Origin of the sequence: Rhizobium sp. S152 (genome assembly GCF_030380735.1) — a bacterium.
Lineage (GTDB): Bacteria > Pseudomonadota > Alphaproteobacteria > Rhizobiales > Rhizobiaceae > Rhizobium.
Window position 1 is genome coordinate 269,528 of record NZ_JAUDRZ010000003.1, and the last position, 23,694, is coordinate 293,221.

Sequence of the window (23,694 nt, forward strand, 5' to 3'; positions counted from 1 at the left end):
GAAACAAAAAGCGGCCGCGGAGGAAACCTCCGCGGCCTTTATGGGTGGGATGAAGCCGATTACTTCGACATCAGCGCGTTGGTCTGCGCGACGATCTGCTTCAGGCCGTCTTCCGGCGTGACTTCGCCGCGCATGACGGTGCCGATGATGTCGCGCTGGGTGCGCCAGATGCGGACGGAGTCGCCGCCCGGATAGCCGGCCCAGGGAAGCGAGCGATCGGCCTGCAGCGAGGCCGTCTTCACATTCGGATGCTCGGCATAGTAGGGCTCGAGGAAGTCGGGGCCGGTGGCGAGCTTGTTGGTCGGCAGGTAGCCGGTGATGCGCACGATGGTGTTCTGCGCTTCCGGACCGGTGACCCACTTGAGGTACTTCCAGGCCGCGTCCTGCTTGGTCTTGTCCTGGGTGAGGATGACCGCGGAGTTGCCGCCCGTGGGAACGCCGCCCTTTTCCGGGTTGTCGAGCGGGAAGGTCGTGGTCTTCAGCTGGAAGCGGTCGCCGACCAGCGCCTCGATGGTCTGCACGTGAGCAGGCGTCGAGAACACGAAGCCGGTGAGGCCGGCGCCGAACTGTTGGCGCGACTGGTCCCAGTCGAGCAGCGTCTGGCCGCCTTCGGTCACGAACTGGCGGGTCAGCTTCAGGGCATTGAGACCGATCTCGTTGTCGAAGGCGACCTTCTTCGTCTTTTCGTCGACGAGCGTGCCGCCCTGTTCGAAGACCAGCGACTGCCAGAGCCAGTCATCCGGCCAGCCGTTGATGTCGTAGCCCATGCCTGAAATCTTCGGGTCGAGCGCGTGGATCTTCTTGGCGAGCTCGATCAGGCCGGGGAAGGTCTTCGGCATGTTGTCGGGGTCGCCGCCGGCCTTCTTCACGAGGTCGGCGTTGACGTACATGATCGGCGAGGAGGCATTGACCGGCAGACCGTACTGCTTGCCGTCGATCTGGCCGAGGGCCGCCATCTTCGGGCTGTAGTTCTTGTCGAGGAAGGCTTGGCCGCCTTCGGCTTCGATGAAGGGCGTAAGCTCGGTGATCTGCTTGCGCGGCAGGAGCGTGTGCACCAGTTCGGCCGTCAGATTGTAGCCGGAGAAATAGACGTCGGGCAGGTTGCCGGTCACGGCCGAACGCAGCACCTGCTGCTGGCCTTCGTTGTAGCCCGGCGCCGGCGCGAGGAAGTTGATCTTGATGCCGGGGTTGTTCTTCATGAACTCATCGGCCAGCGGCTGATGGAATTTGGTGAAGCCGGGCAGGTTGTAGAGCACGTTGAGGGTGACGTCCTCGGCAAGGCTGGGCGTGGCGAAGCCGGCGGCGGCAAGGCCAAGGACCAGGCCGCTCACGGCGGCGCGGCGGGTAATGTTCATATTAAAATCTCCAGAATGAAAGTTGGGAGGAAGGAGGAGAGGCTGCGGTTCGACCGGGTCACTTAACCCCGGTCATGGTGATGCCCTCGATGAAATGTCGACGGGCAAGGAGGAAGCAGATGGCCATCGGCGCCGTGATCATCGCCGCTCCGGCCATCAGCGCACCGTAGTTGGCGCCGGATTCGACATCGGCGAAGAACAGCATGCCGAGCGGCGGCGGTGCGAGATTGGTGTCGGTGACGACGATCATCGGCCAATAGAGGTCGTTCCAGTGGGCGACCAACGAGAAGATCGCGAAGGCGGCCAGCGACGGCAGCGAGCCGCGCAGCACCAGCCCGAAGCAGATCTCCAGCTCCGAGAAGCCGTCCATGCGCGCCGCCTCGATGATCTCGTCGGGATAGCTGCGGAAGGACTGGTGGAAGAGGAAAATCGCGAAGACCGAGAGGAAGAACGGTGCCATCATCGCGAAGTAGGTGTTGAGCAGATCCGCCTTGGCGAGGCCGACGAAGAGCGGCAGCGCCAGGGCCTGCATCGGCACGCAGAGCGCGGCGATGACGAGTGTCAGCAGCAGCTTGCGGCCGGGAAAGCGCAGCTTGGCGAGCGCGTAGGCGGCGGGAACGGCGGTTGCCACCTGTACGACGAGGATGCCGAGGCAGACGATGACGCCGTTCAGCATGAAGCGGGCCATCGGCACCTGGCCGGCGGCGCGGGCATAGTTGTCGGCGGCGTCGAACTGCCTGGGGATCGGCCACAGCGAGACGTCGAAGATCTCGGCCGGCGATCGGATCGAGGTCAGCATCATCCAGTAGAACGGCAGGAGCATCGGGATGGCGCCGAGCGCCAGCACGAGATGCGGCAGGTATTTGCGAAGGCCGACCATCAGTAGTGCACCTTCCGGTCCATGTGCACCATCTGACCGATCGACAGGATCAGGACGATGGCGAGGAAAATCAGGGTGAGGGCTGCGGCATAGCCGGTGTTCGAATATTCGAAGCCTTCGAGGTAGAGATCGAACAGCAGCGTCTCCGAGCCGAAGCGGCCCCTGGTCAGTACCGCTACCGTCTCGAAAACCTTGAAAGCGGAGATCGAGGTGGTGACGACGACGAACAGCGTCGTCGGCCCGAGCATCGGCCACGTGACGGTCAGGAAACGGTCGATCGGGTTCTTGGCGCCGTCGAGCCGCGCTGCCTCGTGCAAATCCTTCGGGATCGCGGTCAGGCCGGCGAGAAACAGCACCATGTTGAAACCAAGCACCTGCCAGATGCCGATGATCGCCATGGTCGGGATCAGGAGCACGGGGTCGGATAGGAAGGCGACCGGCTCGAAGCCGAAGGCCTTGATCGCTGCGTTCACGGGGCCGAGCGATGGGTGCAGCAGGAACTGCCACACGGTCGCCATGGCAACCAGCGTTGCGGTGACCGGCAGGAAGTAGGCGACTTCCCAGACGGCGCGACTGCGCTTGCGGCTATAGACCAGCATGGCGATGCCGAGCGCCAGGAACACGCCTGCCGGAATGACGATGACGGCATAGATCACCGTGTTTTTCAGCGAGCGCAGGAAAACCGGGTCGTGAAAGGCCTTGGTGAAGTTCTGCAGTCCGACGAACTCGGTCGACAGGGCGCCGAGCTGGTAATCGGTCACCGAGAAGACGGTGAGAACGATCATCGGAATGATGTAGAAGGCCAGAAGAAGCAGTACAGAGGGTGCTGCGAACAGCAGCCCCAGCCACATCATCCGGCGTTCGGTCCTGGAGCGCTGCGGCCGCGCTTTTGCCGGTGCGAAGGCGGCGGTTTCGGCGATGCTCATACGGCCTCCCGTTCGCGCACGGAAATCTCCAGACGCTTGCCATCGACGCCGAACAGGTGGGCGCGGCTTTCGGTGAAGCCGAGGTTGATCATGCCGTCGATCGCGGTATCGGCACTCTCGCCGGCGTGCTGGCGCATGACGATCTTCACCGACTGGTCGTCGATGAGATGGCAGGTGACGAAGCGGTCGGCGCCATAGGTCTCGATGCGCGAGATGCGCGCCGGCAGGCCCGTCTTGCCCGGGTGCAGGTCTTCCGCGCGGATGCCGAGCGTCGCCGGCCCGCTTGCATTCGCTGGTGCCTCCATGCCGAATTCCCGGCCGAAGGCCGCGATGCGACCGATGGAAGTGATCTCGACCGGCAGGAGATTGATCGACGGTGTGCCGATGAAGCGCGCGACGGTCAGCGTCGCCGGCCGCTGGTAGAGTTCGTCCGGCGTGCCCAGCTGCTCGATCCGGCCTTCCGACATCAGCGCGATGCGGTCGGACATCGTCATGGCTTCGATCTGGTCATGGGTGACGTAGATGAAGGTGGCGCCGAGCCGGCGGTGCAGACCCGTGAGCTCCTCGCGCATATGGGCGCGCAGCTTGGCATCGAGGTTCGACAGCGGCTCGTCCATCAGGAAGGCAGCGGGCGAGCGCACCAGCGCGCGGGCAAGCGCCACGCGCTGCCGCTGGCCGCCGGAAAGCTGCGCTGGCTTGCGGTCGAGAAGATGCGAGATCTGCAGCACCTCGGCGGCGTCGGTCACGGCCGCGTCGATCTCGCGCAGTATGTCGGCCTTGGCGGCGATGCGGCCGACAAGCGGCAGGCGGCCGGCCAGCGACAGGCGGCGCATCCTGAGCGGGGTCGCGATATTCTGGCGCACCGTCATGTGCGGATAGAGCGCGTAGGACTGGAACACCATCGCTAGATTGCGGTCGCTCGGGTCGGCGTCGGTCACGTCGCTGCTGCCGATCGAGACGCTGCCGCGGTCCGGCGTCTCAAGCCCGGCGATGATCCGCAGAAGCGTCGATTTCCCGCAACCCGACATGCCGACCAGCGACAGGAACTCGCCCGGGCGAATGGAAAGATCGATCCCTTTCAGGACGTCGTCGGCTCCGAAACCTTTTCCGATACCCGACAGTTCAAGCGATTGCGGCTGCATACGGCACTCCTTTTCGGGGAGCGTATGGAAGCGCCACGTGACAGCGGGACGACAGTTTTGAGAAAGTTAGGTTACAGTCCGGTGACGGGTATCGAACGATCCGCCACATATGCATGGAGCGCGTGGCAGTTATGCCTTGCCTCATCGCCATAGCAGCGCCATTTAACTGTCATATCTGATCGGCCTAAAATAACAACAGACGCTGCGGCCCTTGGGCACGCGCGAGGAGACCGTCGTGCAAGACATTTCCAAGACTTTGAGTGAAATGACCATCAAGGAGCGGACAAGCCTCCTCGATACCGTCGCGGACGCGCTCGAGGCGGTCGCCGAAGAGGCCGAGGACGAAGGCGACGCGCTCTTCGTATCGAACTCCATGTGCGTCGCCAACACGATCCGCGGCATGTGCGGCGATCTCTCGCCCCGCGACCTTGCGGCCGCGGAACTGCTGATGGAACAGGGAATCATGCTCGTCCATCAGTTCTCGACCCGCAAGCATCTTTCCAAGCTTCACTAGCTCGAATACCCATTCCAAGGTCCTAAACCGTGCCGCGGTGACCGTGGCGGAAGGTCCGTTTTCGTACGGATATCGGCTGGGTAAGGTGTCATTAACCTCCGTTAGAAATCATGCATATGCATACATAACGGAGGTCACATGTCGCAACTTCATTTGATTGATCACCTCGATGCCGCAAGAATGCTCGCGGAGCGGGGAGATCGTCCATTCTTGGCCTATCTCATCAGGATGGCAAAGGATGAGGCGCTTGGCGTGCGGTATCATGAGGCCGAATGCCCGACCTCGCCTGCGGACGATATGATAAGCGTGATGCAGGGCTCGGCGGGCTGACCTGCGTTGCCCGCGTCGACGCATTTATGTGAATGACGCGGCGAGGTGATCGGCGAGACGCAGCGCGAAGGCGACGGCTGGCAGCGTGGGATTTGCCTGGCCTGATGTGGGAAATATGGAACTTCCCGCGACGAAGAGATTTCGCAGGTCGTGCACCCGGCAATCCTTGTCGACGATACCGGTACGGGCGGTTGCGGACATGGGTGTCAGCCCAATCTGATGGTAGCCGTCAAGCGCCTGGGTGTTTATCCAATCCTCCAGGCTCTCTCTCGGTTTGAGCATGCTCAGCCGCCCTTCGCCATTTCGTCGCAGCCGTGCATCCATCGCCTCATGCGCCCGAACAACGGATGTGAAGTCCTCGCCGCGGTAGCGAAAATCGACATCAAGGCGCCTGCAGCCGTTCTCGTCGCGCCGATCGCTCAGCGTTACCCGGCTTCGGGCATTCGGCAATTGTTCGGCATGATAGCGCAGCAGGTAGGTGTTGGTCGGGCTGATCAACCTCGATTGGGGCGCGTCCCCCGGCATGGCCTTTCGCCAGGCCATGCGAGAGCCCTCGGCTAAAGTGCGCCAGGGGTTGGCGACCGCGTTTCGAAGATGATCCGCCATTACGCCCTTCGCCGAGAGCGAATGGCGCCGCGTGGGGTGGCGAATGTCGGCGATCGCATGGCGCAGGAGATGCAGCAGGGACCCCGCGCCGTTGCCGGGAATGACCTCGTCGGGTCGCGGGCTGTCTGGCCAGAAGACGATGTTTGCCAGCGCAAGCCGCTGCTGCGTGGCATCGCTCGGCTGCAGCCGGTTACGGAAGACCGTGCCCGTTCGCGAGAGCTTGAAGAAGTAGCGTTCCGCGGCCTGCGCGGTGGTAAAGCTGACGGTCGCGATCTGCCCCGTCAGATGACCCATGTAATTGCGGCCGAGCGGTCCGTCGGTTCCGCCGAACATGCGTTGATGGGACAGCTGGGTTTCCATCAGCAACCGCGCATTCTCGCGTCCGCCGGCCGCGAGCACGAAGGCGGGTGCCTCGACGACATGGCGGGTACCGTGAACCATGCATTCCAGTGCCGTTATCGCCGCGTGCTCAGGGTCGACCTTGAGATCGGTGACCGTGCAATCCCGGATGATCGCGATATTGCACATGTCCCGCAGGCTGAGGCGATGGGCGCGCGCCGTGTTGCGCAGGCGTGCCCAGGTCTCCAACGAGTTCGCCGCGCCGGTGGCGGCGGCCCTATCATTGGGCTCCAGATCGGCCGTCAGCATATGCCGTGCCGGTTCGTAATACCGCCTGAGTTCTTCATGGCCGATCGGCCAGCTTGCCTCCGGCACATGGTCGCGCCGGGCGAAATCGATGTCATCGAGCTCGACGCAGCGTCCGCCCCAACGTAGCGAGGCGCCACCGACCGCACGCACCACCGTCTGCTCCGAATGACCATGATATTCAGGATCGAAATGCGCGAGCGCGGACAATGCCTGCGCCCTGGTCGTGCGCCACTGCCGCCCGGATTCCAAAATGATGACACGCGTGCCTTGACGGGCGAGCGAAATCGCCAGCGACAGGCCAACCGGTCCCGCGCCGACGATGCAGATCTGACCCCAGTTCTCCGGAAGCCCGGCCAGCTCAGTAAACATCCGTGATGATACCCTTCCCCATCAGGCAACATCAGCAGAACTGGCACAACGCACGATGGTTCCCGTCAAAACACTCTTTCGTTGCATTTCATCGCGCGGAAAAAGTGCTGCGCTCGGGAGGCGACCGGTCCGGAATTCTCAACGCTGGCCGCGAGCCACGTCCGTCGGCGACAGCAATGCGCCGATTTCGGAGGAGGGCAGGGGTTTGGAAAACAGGAAGCCCTGCAGATATTCGCAGCCGGCCGTCGCCAGAAACTGCATCTGCTCCTCGGTCTCCACACCTTCCGCCACCACTTCCAGCTCAAGGATTTTGCCGAGCGATATGATTGCCGACGTCAGGGCCATGTCGCCACTGTCTCCGGGAATGTCCGCGATGAACGAACGGTCGATCTTGAGGCGCGAGATCGGGAAGCGCTTCAGGGTGCTCAGGCTCGAATAGCCGGTCCCGAAGTCGTCGATCGACAGGTTGACGCCCAGCCGTTTCAGCTCGTGCATGCGCGCGATCGCGCCCTCGACATCCCGCATGATCAGGCTCTCGGTCACTTCAAGCTCCAACCACTGGGGATCCAGGCCGGATTGCTCCAGCGCCGCCGCGACATGGTCGACGAGACCCGCTTCCTGGAATTGTCTGGCGGACACATTGACCGCGACGCTGCACGGTGCGAGGCCGAGATCCTGCCACCGGCGGGCCTGCCGGCAAGCCTCCATAAGCACGAACTCGCCGATCGGAACGATCAGCCCGGTTTCCTCGGCGAGTGGAATAAAGGACCCGGGCGGCAGCAAGCCTTTTTGCGGGTGCTGCCACCTGACCAGCGCTTCCATGCCGGTGACAGCGCCGGTATTCATGCTCTTCTGCGGCTGGTAGTGGATCACGAATTCCTGCCGCTCCACGGCGCGGCGCAACTCGTCGATGGTCGCCAGCTTGGTGCGCGCCTCCGCGGCCATCGAGGGGCTGAAGATCTGGATGCCGTTGCGTCCGGCATCCTTGACGCGATAGAGCGCCATGTCGGCGTTGGCGAAGAGTTCGGAAGCGGTATCGCCATGCTGCGCGAAGAACGCGACGCCGATGCTGCAGGTCGTGAGAATCTCGACACCGCCAACGACCAGCCGCTGGGATACGGTCGTGAGGATCGTCCGCAAGGTCTCCATGGCTTCGTCGGCATTGCCGAGCACCACGACGAACTCGTCGCCGCCGATGCGCGACAGGATGTCTTCCGGGCCAAGCAGCGAAGAGATGCGCCGTGCGACCACTTTCAGAAGCTCGTCGCCGGCGCCATGGCCGAGGCTGTCATTCACCAGCTTGAAATTGTCGAGATCGAGAAAGGCGACGGCCAAGGATTGCTGTTGCGCCGCGGCGCTCTTCAGCATCGCGTCCAGCTTGCGGTCGAGCAGGCTTCGGTTCGGCAGGCCGGTCAGGATGTCGTGCTCGGCGAGGAAAGCGATGTGCGCGATGTCGCGATGGCGGTCGATCGCAATTCCGATCGTCTGGGCGACACCGAGCAGAAACTCCCGAAGGCCGGCTTCCGCCAGTGCCGCCGCCGATACCGCGAGCACGCCATGCCTGCCACCGTCGCGGGAGAAGATCGGAAACTGGACGCAGCCGTCGTCGACCGGTTCACCCTCGCGATCGTCCAGAACGAACGTTATGGTCGCGCCGGGAAGAAGGCGCTGAAGCAGCGTCTGCCCGTCCTTCAGCAGGGAATCGAACTCCATGCCCCGCGCGACGTCCTGCAGCAGCCGGGTCTGGGCGCTCATCAGTTCCTCGGCGCGCTTCCTGGCGGAGATATCCCGCGACGCCCCCACGACGCCGATGACCGTGCCGTCGCGATCCCGCAGCGGAACGCGCGACATCATCAGCCAGCCTTGTCCCTTGAGCCTGCGTTCCTCTATGCCGAGGTCCGGTTCGCCCGATGCGATGACCTTGCTTTCCAGCGAGTCGATGTCGCGAGCGGCAACGCCCGGATGTATATCGGCATCGGTCAGGCCGACCATCTCGCGCATGTGGGAAAAGCCATTGTTCGCAACGATCGCCCGATTGGCGAACAGGAAGCGTCCCTTGGTGTCCTTGGCGTAGATGAAATCGGGCACATGATTGATCATGGCCTCCAGGCGTTCATACTGCTGCGAGAGCGCCAGATATTGCTGCTGGAGCGCTTCGAACGTCGCGGCACTCTCGCCATCGATCTCCGCGATATCCTGTGCTCCCGAAATCCTGCCCGCCGGTCGATCCATGTCGCTCTCCACTCGCGACAGACCATAGGCATCCCCGGTTATTCAAGAATGAACGCGGTCGAGAGAAATTGCGGCACTGCAAAATCAGTCTCTCCAGGCAAAGACATCCGCTGGTTTCGCTACCCCCCTCAGCGGGAATGTTCCCACCTGCCGGAATTTCTCCGGGACTTGCGCGGCAAAGGCGGCGGAGGCGAGCAGGCTGTGGCCGACCGTATCCGCAAGCTTCTCGATCCGCGCCGCCTCGTTGACCGCGCTGCCGATCGCCGTGAAATCGAGGCGGCGGGAGGCGCCGACGTTGCCGTAGAAAACCTCGCCCACATGAAGGGCGATATCGGCAAGGATCGCCGGTTCGCCACGCTCGACCCGGCTCCGGTTCAGCGTTTCGGTTGCCCGCATGGCTGCCTGTGCCGCCGACAAAGCCCTCGCGCAGGCATCGGCGGGCTCACCGTTATCGACAGGGAAGATGGCGAGAACGCTATCCCCCATGAATTTCAGAACCTCGCCGCCGTGCTCTTCCACGGAATTGACGATGGCTTCGAAGCTCTCGTTCAGCCAGGTCACGATCCTGCCGGGCGCCCAGGCTTCGTTGAGCGAGGTGAAGTTCTTGAGATCGGCGAAGAGGATGGCGGCGTGAATCGCCTCGCCGCCGCCGCGTCGCGTCTCGCCCTTCAGGATGCGCCCGCTCGTTCGCGTGCCGGTATAGACGGCGAGCATGTCGGTGGCGACCCGCATGGCGGCAATCCGGGAGCAGACGAGCCCCAGCGCCGGCGTCAGCCTGTCGATCGCTGCGATTTGTTCGTCGGTGAAGCCGTTGGGTGCGTCGACGGCAAAGGAAATGCCGACGCCCTCAAGCGCGGTCTCGCCGGGAAAGGGAACGAGCTTCATGATGTAGTCGGTCGCGCCGAAAGCGGCCAGTTCGTCGAACAGCGGGAAGGAAACGGTGGACGTCCGCTCGGGCAGCCGCCAGCGGCCATGCAGGAGATCATTGGATAGCAGATAGAAGATCGGCGAGCGCTCGAACATTTCCTGCCCCGCTTCGCCATGCCCCTGCACCTCGGTGGAAAGGGACGTGTCCTTGAACCACACCACTGCGAAGCCCCGCTGCATCGGATCGATGGATGGCATGGCGACAGAAACACGTACCAGCGGATAGCCGAGAGCGAGAAGCCTCTCGACCAGCCCGCCGAGGATGTCCTCGATACCGTTCTCGGAAAGCCCTTCACCGATGATCCAGTCGATCAATCCATCGATTTCGCCGCGCTCGCTGCCTGTCACGCCTTGCTCCTTGCGACCTTCGTCAGGTGATCCGGATCTCCGGTCACGATAGCACAGTCCGGCCACATGCGCCGCCGGTGCGGCGCGGCGATCGCCATAGTGCCGCCACAGACTTCAGTCCAATCTCGCTTGGAATACAAGCGGATGATGAAATGAGAGTCCTGGTTCTATTGGCGACCATCCTGTTGCTGGCCGCGCTTCCGGCGCGGGCGCAGGTTTACGGGCCGTATGACGGATATGACGACTATGGTGGTTATAGCTATGACGATCCCTACGGGGCCTATCCACCACCGCCCGATTACGGTCCGCCGCCGGACTATCGCGAGCCTATGCCGCAGCGCCGCCAACCGTCAACGCGGGCGGGCAGGGGCACCATCGTCATCGCCACCCGCGCCCACACCCTGATCTACACGACGCCTCGGGGCGAAGAGATCGCCTATCCCATTGCTGTCGGACGCGAAGGCAAGCAGTGGTACGGCACGACGCGGGTGGTGTCGAAGCGCGAGCATCCCGAATGGCGCCCGACACCCAGCATGCGCCAGAAAAACCCGAGACTTCCCGCGGTCGTCAGACCCGGCCCTTCCAACCCGCTCGGCACCCGCGCTATCTATCTCGCCGACGGACTTTTGCGCATCCACGGCACGAACGATCCGTCGTCTATCGGCAAGAACGCGTCGAGCGGATGCTTCCGCATGTACCGGGAGGACGTCGAGCAGCTTTATGAGATGGTCCAGCCGGGAACCCGCGTCATCGTCCATCGATGATCGCGCCGGCCTCGACCTTCCGGCGGATTTCAGCTAGTCGGGAGGACGACCTTTCCCGCCACCACGATTGATCTGGAGCAGAAGCAGAAAAGATGTTGTCACCCAATCCCCTCGCGTCCCAAGCCTTTGATGCCTTCCTGTTCGACATGGATGGCACGATCCTCGATTCCAGCGCCGCGTCGGAACGCGTGTGGGGCGAGTGGGCGCGTGAACAGGGTATTCCGACGCCGCCCTATCACGGCAGGCGTGTCGAGGACACGATGGCGGACCTCAAGGATGCCGGGATCGACCCCGTAAGAGGCGCTGCGGAGGTCACGGCGCGGGAGCTGGTCGATCTCGAAGGTGTTGTGCCGATCCCCGGTGCCGTCGAATTTCTGTCCAAGCTGCCGCCGGAGCGGTGGGCGGTCGTCACCTCCGCGCCGCGCGAGCTTGCCCTGCGCCGCATCAAGGCGGCCGGCCTGCCGCTGCCGCCGACGCTGGTTTCGGCCGAGGACGTCACGACGGGCAAGCCGTCGCCGGATCCGTTCCTGGCCGGTGCCAGGAAGCTCGGCGTGGACCCGAGCCGCTGCCTCGTCTTCGAGGATGCCGATGCCGGCATCCGTGCCGGAGAAGCGGCGGGCTGCTCCGTTCTCGTCATTCTCCATACCGACAGCACGACCATGAAGGATCGCCCCGGCGTCGCCGATTACATCGGCATCCATCCGGAAGTCGTCGATGGCGCGCTTGTCCTGCGGCCGTAAGTCGTTCGGCTCTTAGGTAGCTGTGCGCCGGACAGTGCCATAAAAATGCCCGCCGCGAGACCAGCGGCGGGCATCTGCTCTTCGGCTCGGGAGAGATTGAGCCTTAGATGTTGGCGAGCAACTCGTTGATGCGAGACTCCATGTCGGTAAGCGCGGCGTCGACATCCTTCTGCCCGGTGATCGCGGCGCTCATTTCCTGGCCGATGATGTCCTGGATCGCGAACTGGCGCTGGACGGTCGAGGGCAGGGGGGTGCCGAGGGTGGCGATGGCCGAGATCGTGTCGCGGTGCGGCAGCGCCTTGAACTCCTTGGAGTCGAGCACGGCCTTGACCGCCGGCAGGTGGCCGGTGCGCGACCAGTCGAAGTCGTTGTCGTGGAAGAACTTGAGGAACTTGCCGATCGCGGCGGTCTCTTCCTCCGAGCGGTCCTTCGTCGAAACGGCCCAGCTGTGGCCGTCGGCATATTGCGACTTCTTGCCGGCAAAGAGCTGCGGATACGGATAGACCGCATAGCCGCCCTTGTTCAGCGCCGTTCCAGCGGTTTCCGACGAGGCATTGTAGTCACCGATCACCCAGGTGCCGTTCAGGTGCACGCCGCCTTCGCCTGCGAGAAAGGCGTTGATGCTGGCGGCGTAGTCGAGATCCTTCGTCGTGTCGCCATTATCGTAGATCGCCTTGTAGAGTTCGAGCACCTTCTTGGCCTCGGGCGTATTGAGCTTCACCTGCTTCGGATCCGCGAAGAAAGCGGAATCCTGCTGGAAGAGATAGGTATAGAGGTTGCGGGTGTAGAGCGCGACTTCGTTGGCGAGGTTCTGGACGAAGTAGGGCTTGCCGGTCTTTTCCTTGAACTGCTTGGCCTGCGCCAGAAGCTCTTCCGGGCTGGTCGGCAGCTTCGGCGTGCCGTCGGCATTGACGAGATCGGCCTTTTTGAAGAGGTCCATGTTGATATGGTAGAGCATGGTCCAGTTGTCGATCGGCAGGCCGTAGATCTTGCCGTCCTTCGTCACGCCGCCGAGTGCGGCATCGGTGAAATCGCTGGAGGCGACGCCGACGGACTTCAGCATGTCGTCGAGCGGCATGATCAGGCCCTTGGTCTGGTAATCCGTGAGAACCGATTGGTGGATGGTGACGATATCCGGCGGATCGCCGGCTGCGAACTGCGCTGTCAGCTGGTCATAGCCCGGCCATTCGACCGTGGTCACCGTCACATGCACATCGGGATTGTCGGCGTTGAACTTGTTGATCAGCGAGGTGATGATGCCGCATTCGCCGACGGCCTTGCTGACGTCGGTGTTGGTGCCCCAGTCGGCATCGCAGGCGCCGAAGAAACGCTGCACGGTCAGTTCCGTCGCGGCGAACGCCGGCGAGGCGCCTACGAGCGCGATCACGGACGCCGCCGCCAGCATGTATTTCCTGAAGTGATGTGTCATGCCCTTCTCCTCCTCTTCGGGGTTTTGCCCCATAGGTTGGCTTCCTCCCAGGAAGCCGGTTGCGACGTCACCGCTCGAAGTCTCAGCGCACGGCGGCGCCGGAGACCGCTGTGACGATGTATTTCTGGAAAAACAGGTAGAGAATGAGGATCGGCGCGCTGGCAAAGACCGCCTGCGACATCAGGAAGCCGAGGCCTTCCGACTGCGCGAAGTTGGTCTGTGTCGAGGCGATGCCGACCGTCAGCGTATACATTTCCTTCTTGGTGCCCGAGATCAGCGGCCAGAAGTAATCGTTCCACGCGCCCAGGAAGGTGAAGATGCCGAGCGTCGCCTGCGCTGGAACCGTCAGCGGCAGGAGGACCTTCCAGAAGATCTTGAAGCGGCTGGCATTGTCGAGCAGCGCCGCCTCGTCGAGCTCCTTGGGGATGGCGCGGAAATACTGCGTCATCAGGAACACGCCGAAGGGTGCTGACAAGCCCGGCAGGATCAGGCCGTGATAGGTGTTGTGGAACTTCAGCCAGCTGAACAGCTGGTGGCGGGCAATCAGCACCGCCTGCTCGGGAATGGCGAGCCCCAGCAACACGATGATGAACAGCGCGTTGCGATAGGGGAAGTTCAGCCGCGCGAAGCCGTAGCCGGCGAGCGACGACAGCACCAGCGTGCCGATGGTCAGGCCGCCGGCGACGATCACGCTGTTCAGCACCCAACGGAACACCGAGGAGGTCGCCAGGATGTTGAGGTAGTTGTTGATCGTGTAGGGCGCGTTGAAGACGGAGTTCATGTCCGCCATCAGCTCCTTGTTATCCTTCAGCGACAGGCCGATCACCCACAGCACCGGCGCAAGCATGACCAGCGCGCAGAGGATGGCGAGGAAAAGGATCACGCGGTCGCCCAGCGAACGGCCGACCATGTTGCCACCAGTTGCGAGACTCATCCTTCTTCTCCCTTCCGGCGCGAAATGACGTACTGCGCCATGGCGGCGACGAGGATCAGCATGAAGAGGATTTCGGAGGCAGCAGCACCCAGCCCGAGATCCCATTTGGTGAAGGCCGCTTCGTAGATGTAGAAGACGATCGGCTTGGAGACGTTGTTCGGTCCGCCCATGGTCATGAGCTTTGCCTGGCCGAAGAGCTGGAACTGCATGACGATCTGGATGATCACGACCAGCGCGAAAGTGCGGCGGATCGACGGAAGCGTGATGTACCAGAGCGTACGGAGACGGCTGGCATTGTCGAGCGCCGCCGCCTCGTAGATATCGCCCGGGATCTGCTGCAGGGCGGAGAGGAAGAGCATCATCGGCAGGCCGATGCACCACCAGATGGTGGCGATCGCGATGCCGATCATCGCCAGCTTCGGATCGGAAAGAAACGCCGGCGGCGTCGCGCCGAACCAGCCGAAGATGGTGGCGAGCAGGCCGAAATTGCCGATGAAGACGATGCGCCAGATCAGCGTGACGATGGTGACCGACAGGACCGAGGACGAGAAGTAGATGGTGCGAAGCGCAGCCGCCGTTCGCGTCTTGCGGTTCAGCGCCAGCGCCAGCATCAGGCCGAGAATGGCGAGCGTCGGCACCGTGAGCAGCACGAAGTAGAAGGTGTTGCCGATCGCCTGGATGAAGATCTTGTCGCGAAACAGCCGGAAGTAATTGTCGATGCCGACGAAGCGGCCGACGCCGAAGGCGTCCGCCTTGTGCAGGCTGAGCCAGATGCCCCAGAACAGCGGCACGATGAGCAGCGTCACGAAGAAGAACAGATAGGGCAGAACGAAGATCGCGTTGCGCCAGAGTGGCGCGTTGATGTTCTGCACCTTGATGCGCGCTGAGGCCTTGGCGAGCGCGGCTGTGCCCGACAGCGTTGTCTCAGCCATGCCCCGGCTCCTCGTTGTGCCACGCGCGTCCCTCGTCGTCGAAGAGATGCGTTCTGCTGCCGTCGAGCGTCAGGCCTACCTCGTCGCCAATCGCGACGCGGCTGTTGCCGATATCCTCGGCGACGATGACGCTGCCGTCCTTCAGCCGGGTATAGAGCAGCGTCCGGTCGCCCAGGCGTTCGAGCACGTCGACCTTGCCCGTCGTGGTGGCGGGAACGCCGTTGGCGAGCTTCACCGCCTCGGCGCGGATGCCGAGCGCATGGCTGCCGCCGTTGAGCCCGGCGGCGCGGATCGCGGTTTGCAGCTGCGTGCCGTCGGGCAGCCTGGCGCTGACGAAACCGTTCTCGTCGGAGATGCCGATATCGAGGAAGTTCATCGTCGGCGAGCCGACGAAGGTGGCGACGAAGCGGCTGGCCGGGCGGGAGTATATCTCCATCGGCGTGCCGATCTGCTCGATCTTGCGGTTGTTCATGACGACGATGCGGTCGGCGAGCGTCATCGCCTCGATCTGGTCGTGCGTGACGAAGATCATCGTCGATTTCACGCGGTTGCGAAGCTGCGCGAGCTCGACGCGGGTGCGCACGCGCAGCGCCGCATCGAGGTTCGACAAGGGTTCGTCGAACAGGAACGCCTTCGGTTCCTTGACGATGGCGCGGCCGATGGCGACGCGCTGGCGCTGGCCGCCGGAGAGCTGGCCGGGCTTGCGCTCCAGGAGGTGCCCGATCTCCAGCATGCGGGCGGCTTCCGCAACGCGCGCCGAGATCACTTCCGAGGGTACCGCGATGTTGCGGAGCCCGAAGGCCATGTTGTCGGCGACCGTCATGTGCGGATAGAGCGCGTAGCTCTGGAACACCATCGCGATGTCGCGCTGGCCCGGCGGCAGCGTGTCGATGCGTTCGCCATTGATCGAGATCGTGCCTTCGTCGACACTTTCGAGCCCGGCGATCATTCTCAGAAGAGTGGACTTTCCGCAGCCGGACGGGCCGAGGAAGACCATGAACTCGTTGGCCTTGATCGACAGCGACAAGCCGTCGAGAACGGTCATCGAGCCATAGCGCTTGCTGACATTATTGATTTCGATATTCGCCGTCATCCGGCTGCTCCCATGCTGCAGTCAGAATCCGGAAATTCGATATGGACACGCGATTGACGCAGGCCAACGGTGGCGGCCACTGCCTTGGCAGGCAGGTGACCGTCCGTCAGTGATAGCGCCAAAATAGAAGCTGTTGCTCCCATCTTCTCCTCCCAGGTGGCACGTCAAATCTGGTGCGCCGACGTTAAATCATACAATTACGATGTCAACATATGCCGGATATGTATCGTATATTGTGATTTAGTCTATCAGCCCTGCAGGCGGATGACGCGGTAGGAGAGCGGCGCGATCTTCGCGGTCAGCTTTCCATCCGCAAACGCCGAGCCGCTTGCCTTCACCGGCACCACGTTGTCCGGCTTTTCGGCCGTGTTGGTGATGCTGAGATCGGAGTGGGCAACGACCTGATCGTCGATGACCTTGAGGTTGCCGAATTCGAGCAGGCTGGCGTCGAGATCGAGCGCCTCGGTGCCGTGGCGGTTGACGATGAAGAAGGTGACGGTCTTGGCGTCCTTGTCGTGGACGGCCGAGACGTCGAGATAGGGAACGCTGCCGACATCCTCGACCTCGTAGGCGGGGCTGTCGACCATCAGCTTCAGCGCCGTGCCGCGGCCGTAGACCGAGGCGAAGTAGTAGGGATAGAAGATCGTCTGGCGCCATGCGGCACCACCCGGCGTCGTCATGATCGGGGCGATGACGTTGACCAGCTGCGCCAGGCAGGCGATCTTCACGACATCGGCGCGGTTGATGAAGGTGTTCAGGATGCAGCCGACCTGCAGCACGTCCTCGAAATTATAATCGTCCTCCAGCAGCGCCGGGGCATGCGGCCAGCCGTTTGCGCCGGCGAGCGTGGCCTTGTCGCGCTCCTTGGAGTGGTACCAGACGTTCCACTCGTCGAAGGAGATGTAGACGTCCTTGGTCGAGCGCTTCTTCGCCTTGATGTAGTCGATGACGCCGGCGACCGTGCCGATGTAGTTGTCGAGCTCGATACTGCGGGCCAGATAGTTCGCCGTGTTCTTCTCGCGGTTCTCGAAATACATGTGCAGCGAGATGTAGTCGACCTCGTTATAGGTGTGGTCGAGGACGGTCGCTTCCCATTCCGGGTAGGTTGGCATGTGGGCATTGGACGAGCCGCAGACGACGAGCTCGAGCGAGCTGTCGAAGGCGCGCATGGCCTTGGCGGTTTCGTGGGCCAGACGGCCGTATTCGTCGGCCGTCTTATGGCCGATCTGCCAGGGGCCGTCCATTTCGTTGCCGAGGCACCAGAGCTTGACGTCCCAGGGCTCGGAGCGGCCGTTGGCGATGCGCTTGTCGCTCCACTCGCTGCCGCCGGGATGGTTCACATATTCGAGGAAGTTGCGGGCTTCATCGAGGCCGCGCGAGCCGAGGTTGACGGCCAGCATCATCTCGGTCTTGGCCGAGACGCACCATTCCGCGAATTCGTGCATGCCGACCTGGTTGCTCTCGGAGGTGTGCCAGGCAAGGTCGAGGCGCGTCGGGCGGCTTTCCTTGGGACCGATGCCGTCTTCCCAGTTATAGGCCGAAACGAAGTTGCCGCCGGGATAGCGCACGATGGGAACGTTGAGTTCCTTGACGAGATCGATCACGTCCTTGCGCATGCCGTTTTCGTCGGCGGTCGCATGGTCGGGTTCGTAGATGCCGGTATAGACGGCGCGGCCGAGATGCTCGATGAACGAGCCGTACAGGCGCGGGTCGATGTCCGAGATCGTGTATTTGCTGTGCGCGGTTACCGCAGCCTTCATGATATCCTCCACTATATCAATCTTTGTGATCTGTATCACAATTTGAGGTGAATAAAGCGGAAGCCTTGCCCGCGGTCAAGGACAAAATTCGGAAAATCGGATATGGCTAGCGGGTCTTGATACGCAGCAGGATATCCTGGTCGTAATTGCCGAAACCGCGCCCGAAAATATTGATGCCGCCGGGATGCTTGGCGTCATCCCGCACGCCGATCCGCAGGCGAATCGAGTGGTGCTCGTCGAGCTTCAGATCGGCAAGCGTCACGTCGGATATCCGCAATCCATCGACGAAGGCGCCGTCGTCATTGATGCGGAAGCTCTTCAGCTTTCCGTATTGCGAGCCCTTCAGCTTCCACCAATCCGGCGTGAAAACCCCGCGTTTGTCGCCGAAATCGCCCGGAGACGTCCAGGTGCCGATATCGGCGCCATTGACCGTCAGCGTGATGTCGGATGGCCAGTCGGCGCTGGTGCCGGGCACTTCCGAGCTCAGCTCCATGACGAATTCCACCTCGCGGATGCGGGTGTTGGTCAGCCGCGCATTGTTGGGGAACTGGTATTCGACGTGCCCACGCGTGAACCAGATCAGCGCCGTCTTCATGCGATCCGGATCGAGAAAGGTGTTGGGAACGTCGAGCAGCCCGATGATCCCGTCCACCGAGCAGAGCCCGCACGGCGCCGTCACGTCGTAGCTGGTATAGAGGCCGAGCGGCATCGCCACCTCGATCGCATCCGGTTCGGTTTCCTTGATTTCATTCTTGAAGACCACGAGGATCTCGTCATAGACGCTGTGGCAGACCTTCTGGTTGCCCTTGCGGGCCTTCTGCGCCTCGGTGCGGATCAACCCGGCATCCTCGAGCATCTGCACGTTGGTGGAGACGCTGGACTGCGGCAGGTCAAGGATATCAGCGATTTCGTTGACGTTCAGCGGACCTTTTTCATGCAGCAGCTTCAATACGGAAACCCTTGCCGGCGACGCCAGGCCCTTCAGAATGGGCATCCCTTCTTCGGGATCGACGACGAGAAAGTTGCGGCTCATGAGTGGTCCGTTCGCGGAAGATGAAAATGCGTATTGCTGTTGTATATCGATATTTTTGATTTGTTCAATTGCTGCTAATGAAAATGCCGATATGGGGAACAGCAACGCGGCCATATGTGGAATGTGAGCGGAGCCTCCGACCGCAACGATGTTGGAAGGCCCGATTGAACAAGTCTGTTGTTACTCCGTTGTACTTCACATATATATGCGAAGCCAACGGAGGGCTGCTCGATGTTGAAAAACACGACCATGAATCTGCCGGATGAATTGGTTGCAAAGGTCAGGGCCTACGCCGCGCAGAATCGCACGACCATGACCGCGATCGTGCGCGAGCACTTTGAAGCGATCACCGAGCCGGAGAGGGATATTTCCGAAGAAGACCCGCTTCTGGCTTACTCAAAAGGCCTGCTCTCAAGGCGAGAGGCTGTTCGCCGCCTTGGTCTGAGGGACTACGCCGACCTGCTCGTTGCGCTGGGAGACGCCGACCTTCCAATGCCGCTTTCCCCGGTACACGAAATCGAAAACCAGGCTGCCACCTTTGCAAGGCTTTGGAGGATGGGGTGAAGAGGTGCACGATCATCCTGCCCGATGCGGGTCCGATCAATAGCCTTTGGGTCGCTGATCGGCTTGATCTGCTGCTTGAACTGGATATGCGGATTGTGATCGTTGACGCCGTCTATGACGAACTCACCAGCGATCTTTCCTATCTGAAGGATGCCGAGGTCAAGGATTTCATCGACGGCAACTCTCCCCCTTTCCTGATCGAGCGGACGGACATAGGTGAGACCGAGCGGCAAAAGCGGCGGCTTGGAAAAAAGCTGAAGAAGAACGCCGGGGAGCTCGCCATGGTCGATTTCCTCTCCGATGAAGGAGGTCTTGAGCGTTATCTCAAGGCCAACGAGCCTGTCGCCATCCTGTACGAGGATGCAGGCCTGAGGGTTTTCAACAGGCCGCCAAATCTCCACCTGATCTCAACTGTGGGCCTGCTCCGTGGATTGGAGGATGTGGGTGTTATCGCATCGGCGGACGCGGTGATTGATGAAATGCTTCATCCAAGCAAGCCCGGCAGAAGGCCCGAGGATGCGAGAAAGTTCACCGATCTTCCTGACGGAATCGATGAACCTGCAGCTATCGATAGCTCCTGGAAGCCCTGAACGGGAGGGCTGCTTTGTCTATTCCCGGCGAATTTTAGCGGCTGCGTTTCCGCCATGGTCATGATCCCGTGATAAGACAGGATCAACGCAATATGGGGTCGCCGATTTTGAGAACCGTTCTCCGCACGACACTGCCGCTTCTCGTTGTTCTGGTGCCGACGCTTGCTGCCGCGCAAGGATGGCAGAGCGACGGGCAGGGGACATCCACATGGTCCGTGGCGCCATCGGAAGGGCAGTGCAATGTCAGCCAGGCGAAGAACCTCGCGCGCCGCGCCGGCATCATCCGCACCGATGTCGTCTATCAGGACAACGATACGCTGACGCTCCGGGGACTGACGGAATGGGGCGAGCGGCGGGACATCATCTTCGCCAATGTCCGCGGCTGCCCCGAGATCGGCTTCCAAGACGTGCTGCCCCTGAATCAGCGGCAGACACAGCCGCCGCCAGTTCAGAGACGCTAAAAAAGCCCCGCGGCTGAGCCGCGGGACTTCTTGAGGCCGTGACCGGGAGAGAGTTGGTCAGGCGGCCTGAACCTTGCGCGCCGTGCGCGCCCATGCCGGCAGCCAGTCGCCGTGCGCGGCCAGCAGTTCGTCCGTCATAGCCCAGATCTGGTCGAGGTCGAGTTCTGCCGCCGTATGCGGGTCCATCATCGCTGCGTGATAGATGTGCTCGCGATTTTCAGTCATCAGCGCCTGAACCGTCAGCTCCTGCACGTTGATGTTGGTGCGCATCAGCGCGGTAAGCTGCGGCGGGAGATCACCGATGAAGGTCGGCTGAATGCCGGATGCATCGACGAGGCAGGGCACTTCGGCGGCGCAATTGGACGGCAGCGAGGTGATGCAGCCGTTGTTGCGGACGTTGCCGTAGATCACCGAGGGTTCGCCGGTCCAGACAGAGTTGATGATCGAGGAGGCATATTCCTTCGACTGCTTGACCTCGATCTTGTCGGCCGAGCGATAGGCTTCCGCCTGGCCCTTCCAGCGCTCGATCTGCTCGATGCAGCGCTTCGGATATTCGTCGAGCGGAATGCCGAACTTCTCGATCAGGTCCTCGCGACCTTCCTTGATGAAGTAGGGCGTGTACTCCGCGAAGTGTTCCGAGCTTTCGGTGACGAAATAACCCAGACGCGTCAGCATCTCGTAGCGCACCTTGTTCGGGCAACGCGGGTTCCAGCCGGGCTTCGGCGCACGACCCTCGCGGTAGGCGCGCACCAGATCCGGATAGAGGTCCTTGTAGGAGCCGTCGGGCTGGCGATGCTCGAACTTCAGATAGAAAGCCATGTGGTTGATGCCGGCCGAGCGGTAGCGGATATCCTCGTAGGGGATGTCGAGATCGTGGGCGAGTTCCATCGCCGTGCCCTGCACCGAGTGGCAGAGACCGACCTGCTTGATGGTGGGATACTTCTCGGCGATCGCCCAGGTATTGATCGCCATCGGGTTGACGTATTGCAGCATGATCGCTTCCGGGCAGACGGCGAGCATGTCTTCGCAGATCTTCCACAGATGCGGCACGGTGCGCAGACCGCGCATGATGCCGCCGACGCCAAGCGTATCGGCGATCGTCTGGCGCAGGCCGAACTTCTTCGGAATGTCGAAGTCGGTCACCGTGCAGGGCTCATAGCCGCCGATCTGGAAGGCGACGACCACGAAGTCGGCTCCATCGAGCGCCTTGCGCTGGTCCGAATAGGTCTCGGCCTTGGCCTTTGCGCCCAGCGTCGAGATCAGCTTGTTGACGACGATGGCGCTTTCTTCCAGGCGCTGCGGATTGATGTCCATCAGGGCGATGGTCGCGCCCGACAGCGCGGGCCGCTGCAGCACGTCGCCGATGATGTTCTTCATGAAGACGGTGGAACCAGCTCCGATGAAGGTGATCTTGGGGTTTCTTGCCATAATATCCTCCGGCATTGGCAATCAGGCTACCTCGAAAGCGGCTTTGACGAGCCGTTCGGTGTAGGCGGTCTTGGGATTGGTGAGAACTTCGTTGACGGGTCCCTCTTCCATGATCTTGCCATGCTGCATGACAATCACCCGGTGGCAGAGGGCACGCACGACCTTGAGATCGTGCGAAATGAAAAGATAGCTGAGGCCGCGCTCGTCCTGCAGCTTGCGCAAGAGCTCGATGATCTGCGCCTGCACCGAGAGGTCGAGCGCCGACGTCGGCTCGTCGAGCAGAATGAATTCCGGCTCGAGCGCGATGGCACGGGCAATGGCGATACGCTGGCGCTGGCCGCCCGAGAACTCGTGCGGAAAGCGCGACAGGATATTGCCCGGCATACCCGCCGAAATCAGTGCTTCGCGCACGCGGTCCAGCCGCTCGGCCTTGGTGGCGCCGAGCTTGTTGACCACAAGCCCTTCCTCGATGATCTGGCCGATCGTCATGCGCGGGTTGAGCGACGAGAACGGGTCCTGGAAGACGATCTGCATGCGCGAGCGCAGCGGCCGCATCTCCGTGCGCGACTTGCCGTGGATCGGCTGGCGGTCGAAATAGATCTCGCCATTGTCGGCATCGTTCAGCCTGAGCAGCGCCTGCCCGAAGGTCGTCTTGCCGGAACCGGATTCGCCGACGAGGCCAAGCGTTTCGTGCTTTCGCAGCGTCAGCCCCAGGCTGTCGACCGCCACGAGTTCCTTCGGCTCCGGCTTGAAGAACGTGCCGTGCCGCATCATGAAGGACACGCGCACGCCCTTGGCGTCGAGAATGATCTCGGAGCCCTCGGGCAGCGGATTGGCCTGGCCGCGCGGCTCGGAGCTCAGGAGATGCTTGGTGTAGGCATGCTGCGGATTGGCGAAGAGCTTTTCCGTTGTGTTGTGCTCGCGCATTTCGCCGTGCTGCATCACGTAGACGTAGTCGGAGAACTGCCGGACGACTGTCAGGTCGTGGGTGATCAGGATCACCGCCATCCGCATCGCCTTCTGCAGGTTGCGGATGAGGTTGAGGATCTGCGCCTGCACGGTGACGTCGAGCGCGGTGGTCGGCTCGTCGGCGATCAGCACGTCGGGATCGTTGGAGAGCGCCATGGCGATCATCACGCGCTGGCGCTGGCCGCCGGAGAGCTGGTGCGGATACTGCTTCAGGCGCGCTTCGGGATCCGGAATCTGCACCTGCTTCAGAAGCTCGAGCGCGCGCGCTTCCGCCTGCTTCTTACTCACCTTGCGGTGGACGCGGATCGCTTCGACGATCTGGCTGCCGATCGTGTAGATCGGGTTGAGCGAGCTCATCGGCTCCTGGAAGATCATCGAGATCCGGTCGCCGCGCAGCTTGCGGCGCTCGCGCTCGGGATATTTCAGGATATTGGCGCCGTCATAGTCGACCGTCGATTTCGGCGCGACGACGGCGCGCTTCGACAGGAGCCCCATGACGGTGCGGGCCGTGACCGACTTGCCGGAACCTGACTCGCCGACGATGGCGATGGTTTCCCCGCGGTACAGCTGGAAGGAGATATCCTTCACCGCTTCCACGGTTCCATGCTCGACCTTGAAGTTGACGCCGATGTTGCGGGCGTCGATGACCGGGCTTTCCGTGTGCGCATCGTGATCGAAGCGGACGGGCGGGGCGAACGAGTTGACGAGTGCGAGAGCCAT

22 protein-coding genes are annotated in these 23,694 nt (G+C 62.2%); 7 read left to right on the forward strand and 15 right to left on the reverse strand.

The window, feature by feature from the left end:
- Positions 1–59: 59 nt before the first annotated feature.
- Genes QTL95_RS05855 through QTL95_RS05870 form a run of 4 tightly spaced genes read right to left on the reverse strand, consistent with a single transcriptional unit; the run spans position 60 to position 4,303 of the window.
- Positions 60–1,355: an ABC transporter substrate-binding protein gene (locus tag QTL95_RS05855; RefSeq protein WP_289719026.1), complete on the reverse strand. Its 1,296-nt coding sequence runs from the start codon at positions 1,353–1,355 to the stop codon at positions 60–62.
- A gap of 58 nt (positions 1,356–1,413) precedes the next feature.
- Positions 1,414–2,235 (reverse strand): carbohydrate ABC transporter permease, encoded by an 822-nt coding sequence (locus QTL95_RS05860; protein WP_289719027.1) that lies wholly within the window; start codon positions 2,233–2,235, stop codon positions 1,414–1,416.
- Positions 2,235–3,161: a carbohydrate ABC transporter permease gene (locus tag QTL95_RS05865; RefSeq protein ID WP_289719028.1), complete on the reverse strand. Its 927-nt coding sequence runs from the start codon at positions 3,159–3,161 to the stop codon at positions 2,235–2,237. The genes QTL95_RS05860 and QTL95_RS05865 overlap by 1 nt, the downstream gene beginning before the upstream one ends.
- Complete coding sequence (locus QTL95_RS05870) at positions 3,158–4,303, reverse strand: ABC transporter ATP-binding protein (protein WP_289719029.1); 1,146 nt, start codon at positions 4,301–4,303, stop codon at positions 3,158–3,160. The genes QTL95_RS05865 and QTL95_RS05870 overlap by 4 nt, the downstream gene beginning before the upstream one ends.
- 235 nt (positions 4,304–4,538) lie before the next feature.
- On the opposite strand from QTL95_RS05870, the gene QTL95_RS05875 reads away from it, so the two are divergent.
- A complete protein-coding gene (locus tag QTL95_RS05875; protein ID WP_289719030.1) occupies positions 4,539–4,817 on the forward strand; it encodes a hypothetical protein in 279 nt (92 codons plus the stop codon).
- A gap of 138 nt (positions 4,818–4,955) precedes the next feature.
- Entirely contained in the window at positions 4,956–5,147 is a 192-nt protein-coding gene (locus QTL95_RS05880; protein WP_289719031.1) for a hypothetical protein, read from the forward strand.
- A gap of 24 nt (positions 5,148–5,171) precedes the next feature.
- On the opposite strand, the gene QTL95_RS05885 is transcribed toward QTL95_RS05880, so the two are convergent.
- From QTL95_RS05885 to QTL95_RS05895, 3 genes are all read right to left on the reverse strand, one after another.
- Entirely contained in the window at positions 5,172–6,770 is a 1,599-nt protein-coding gene (locus QTL95_RS05885) for an FAD-dependent oxidoreductase (protein ID WP_289719032.1), read from the reverse strand.
- Positions 6,771–6,908: 138 nt separating this feature from the next.
- Positions 6,909–9,002, reverse strand: a complete 2,094-nt coding sequence (locus QTL95_RS05890; RefSeq protein WP_289719033.1) for a putative bifunctional diguanylate cyclase/phosphodiesterase — start codon at positions 9,000–9,002, stop codon at positions 6,909–6,911.
- 84 nt (positions 9,003–9,086) lie between these two features.
- A complete protein-coding gene (locus tag QTL95_RS05895) occupies positions 9,087–10,277 on the reverse strand; it encodes an adenylate/guanylate cyclase domain-containing protein (protein WP_289719034.1) in 1,191 nt (396 codons plus the stop codon).
- A gap of 152 nt (positions 10,278–10,429) precedes the next feature.
- Between QTL95_RS05895 and QTL95_RS05900 the strand changes: the two genes are divergently transcribed.
- Together QTL95_RS05900 and QTL95_RS05905 are read left to right on the forward strand one after the other, a co-directional pair.
- The gene (locus QTL95_RS05900; RefSeq protein WP_289719035.1) at positions 10,430–11,041 is read left to right on the forward strand and encodes a L,D-transpeptidase; all 612 of its coding nucleotides are present in this window, start codon (positions 10,430–10,432) and stop codon (positions 11,039–11,041) included.
- 92 nt (positions 11,042–11,133) lie between these two features.
- On the forward strand, positions 11,134–11,781 hold the full coding sequence (locus QTL95_RS05905) for an HAD-IA family hydrolase (protein WP_289719036.1): 648 nt from the start codon (positions 11,134–11,136) through the stop codon (positions 11,779–11,781).
- A 103-nt stretch (positions 11,782–11,884) separates the two neighbouring features.
- Here the strand turns inward: QTL95_RS05905 and QTL95_RS05910 are convergent, their stop codons facing one another.
- The 6 genes from QTL95_RS05910 to QTL95_RS05935 all read right to left on the reverse strand — a co-directional run bounded on the left by QTL95_RS05910 (position 11,885) and on the right by QTL95_RS05935 (position 18,962).
- A complete protein-coding gene (locus QTL95_RS05910) occupies positions 11,885–13,210 on the reverse strand; it encodes an ABC transporter substrate-binding protein (RefSeq protein ID WP_289719037.1) in 1,326 nt (441 codons plus the stop codon).
- Between the two features lie 82 nt (positions 13,211–13,292).
- A complete protein-coding gene (locus QTL95_RS05915) occupies positions 13,293–14,144 on the reverse strand; it encodes a carbohydrate ABC transporter permease (RefSeq protein WP_289719038.1) in 852 nt (283 codons plus the stop codon).
- Positions 14,141–15,076 carry a carbohydrate ABC transporter permease gene (locus QTL95_RS05920; protein WP_289719039.1) on the reverse strand — a complete coding sequence of 312 codons (936 nt, stop codon included), beginning with the start codon at positions 15,074–15,076 and terminating at the stop codon, positions 14,141–14,143. Before QTL95_RS05920 ends, QTL95_RS05915 begins: the two co-directional genes overlap by 4 nt.
- Positions 15,069–16,169, reverse strand: a complete 1,101-nt coding sequence (locus tag QTL95_RS05925; protein ID WP_289719040.1) for an ABC transporter ATP-binding protein — start codon at positions 16,167–16,169, stop codon at positions 15,069–15,071. The genes QTL95_RS05920 and QTL95_RS05925 overlap by 8 nt, the downstream gene beginning before the upstream one ends.
- A gap of 248 nt (positions 16,170–16,417) precedes the next feature.
- The gene (arfA, locus tag QTL95_RS05930) at positions 16,418–17,929 is read right to left on the reverse strand and encodes an arabinosylfuranosidase ArfA (RefSeq protein ID WP_289719041.1); all 1,512 of its coding nucleotides are present in this window, start codon (positions 17,927–17,929) and stop codon (positions 16,418–16,420) included.
- 106 nt (positions 17,930–18,035) lie between these two features.
- Complete coding sequence (locus QTL95_RS05935) at positions 18,036–18,962, reverse strand: ArsR/SmtB family transcription factor (RefSeq protein ID WP_289719042.1); 927 nt, start codon at positions 18,960–18,962, stop codon at positions 18,036–18,038.
- Positions 18,963–19,193: 231 nt separating this feature from the next.
- Here QTL95_RS05935 and QTL95_RS05940 point away from each other — a divergent pair, with 231 nt between their 5' ends.
- From QTL95_RS05940 to QTL95_RS05950, 3 genes are all read left to right on the forward strand, one after another.
- Positions 19,194–19,526 (forward strand): hypothetical protein, encoded by a 333-nt coding sequence (locus QTL95_RS05940; protein WP_289719043.1) that lies wholly within the window; start codon positions 19,194–19,196, stop codon positions 19,524–19,526.
- Positions 19,527–19,612: 86 nt separating this feature from the next.
- Positions 19,613–20,116: a hypothetical protein gene (locus tag QTL95_RS05945; protein ID WP_289719044.1), complete on the forward strand. Its 504-nt coding sequence runs from the start codon at positions 19,613–19,615 to the stop codon at positions 20,114–20,116.
- A 92-nt stretch (positions 20,117–20,208) separates the two neighbouring features.
- A complete protein-coding gene (locus tag QTL95_RS05950) occupies positions 20,209–20,577 on the forward strand; it encodes a hypothetical protein (protein WP_289719045.1) in 369 nt (122 codons plus the stop codon).
- A gap of 57 nt (positions 20,578–20,634) precedes the next feature.
- Here QTL95_RS05950 and QTL95_RS05955 read toward each other — a convergent pair whose 3' ends face one another.
- Both QTL95_RS05955 and QTL95_RS05960 read right to left on the reverse strand, forming a co-directional pair.
- A complete protein-coding gene (locus tag QTL95_RS05955; RefSeq protein WP_289719046.1) occupies positions 20,635–22,005 on the reverse strand; it encodes an alpha-glucosidase/alpha-galactosidase in 1,371 nt (456 codons plus the stop codon).
- Between the two features lie 21 nt (positions 22,006–22,026).
- Positions 22,027–23,694, reverse strand: coding sequence for an ABC transporter ATP-binding protein (locus QTL95_RS05960; RefSeq protein WP_289719047.1), 1,668 nt, complete (start codon positions 23,692–23,694; stop codon positions 22,027–22,029).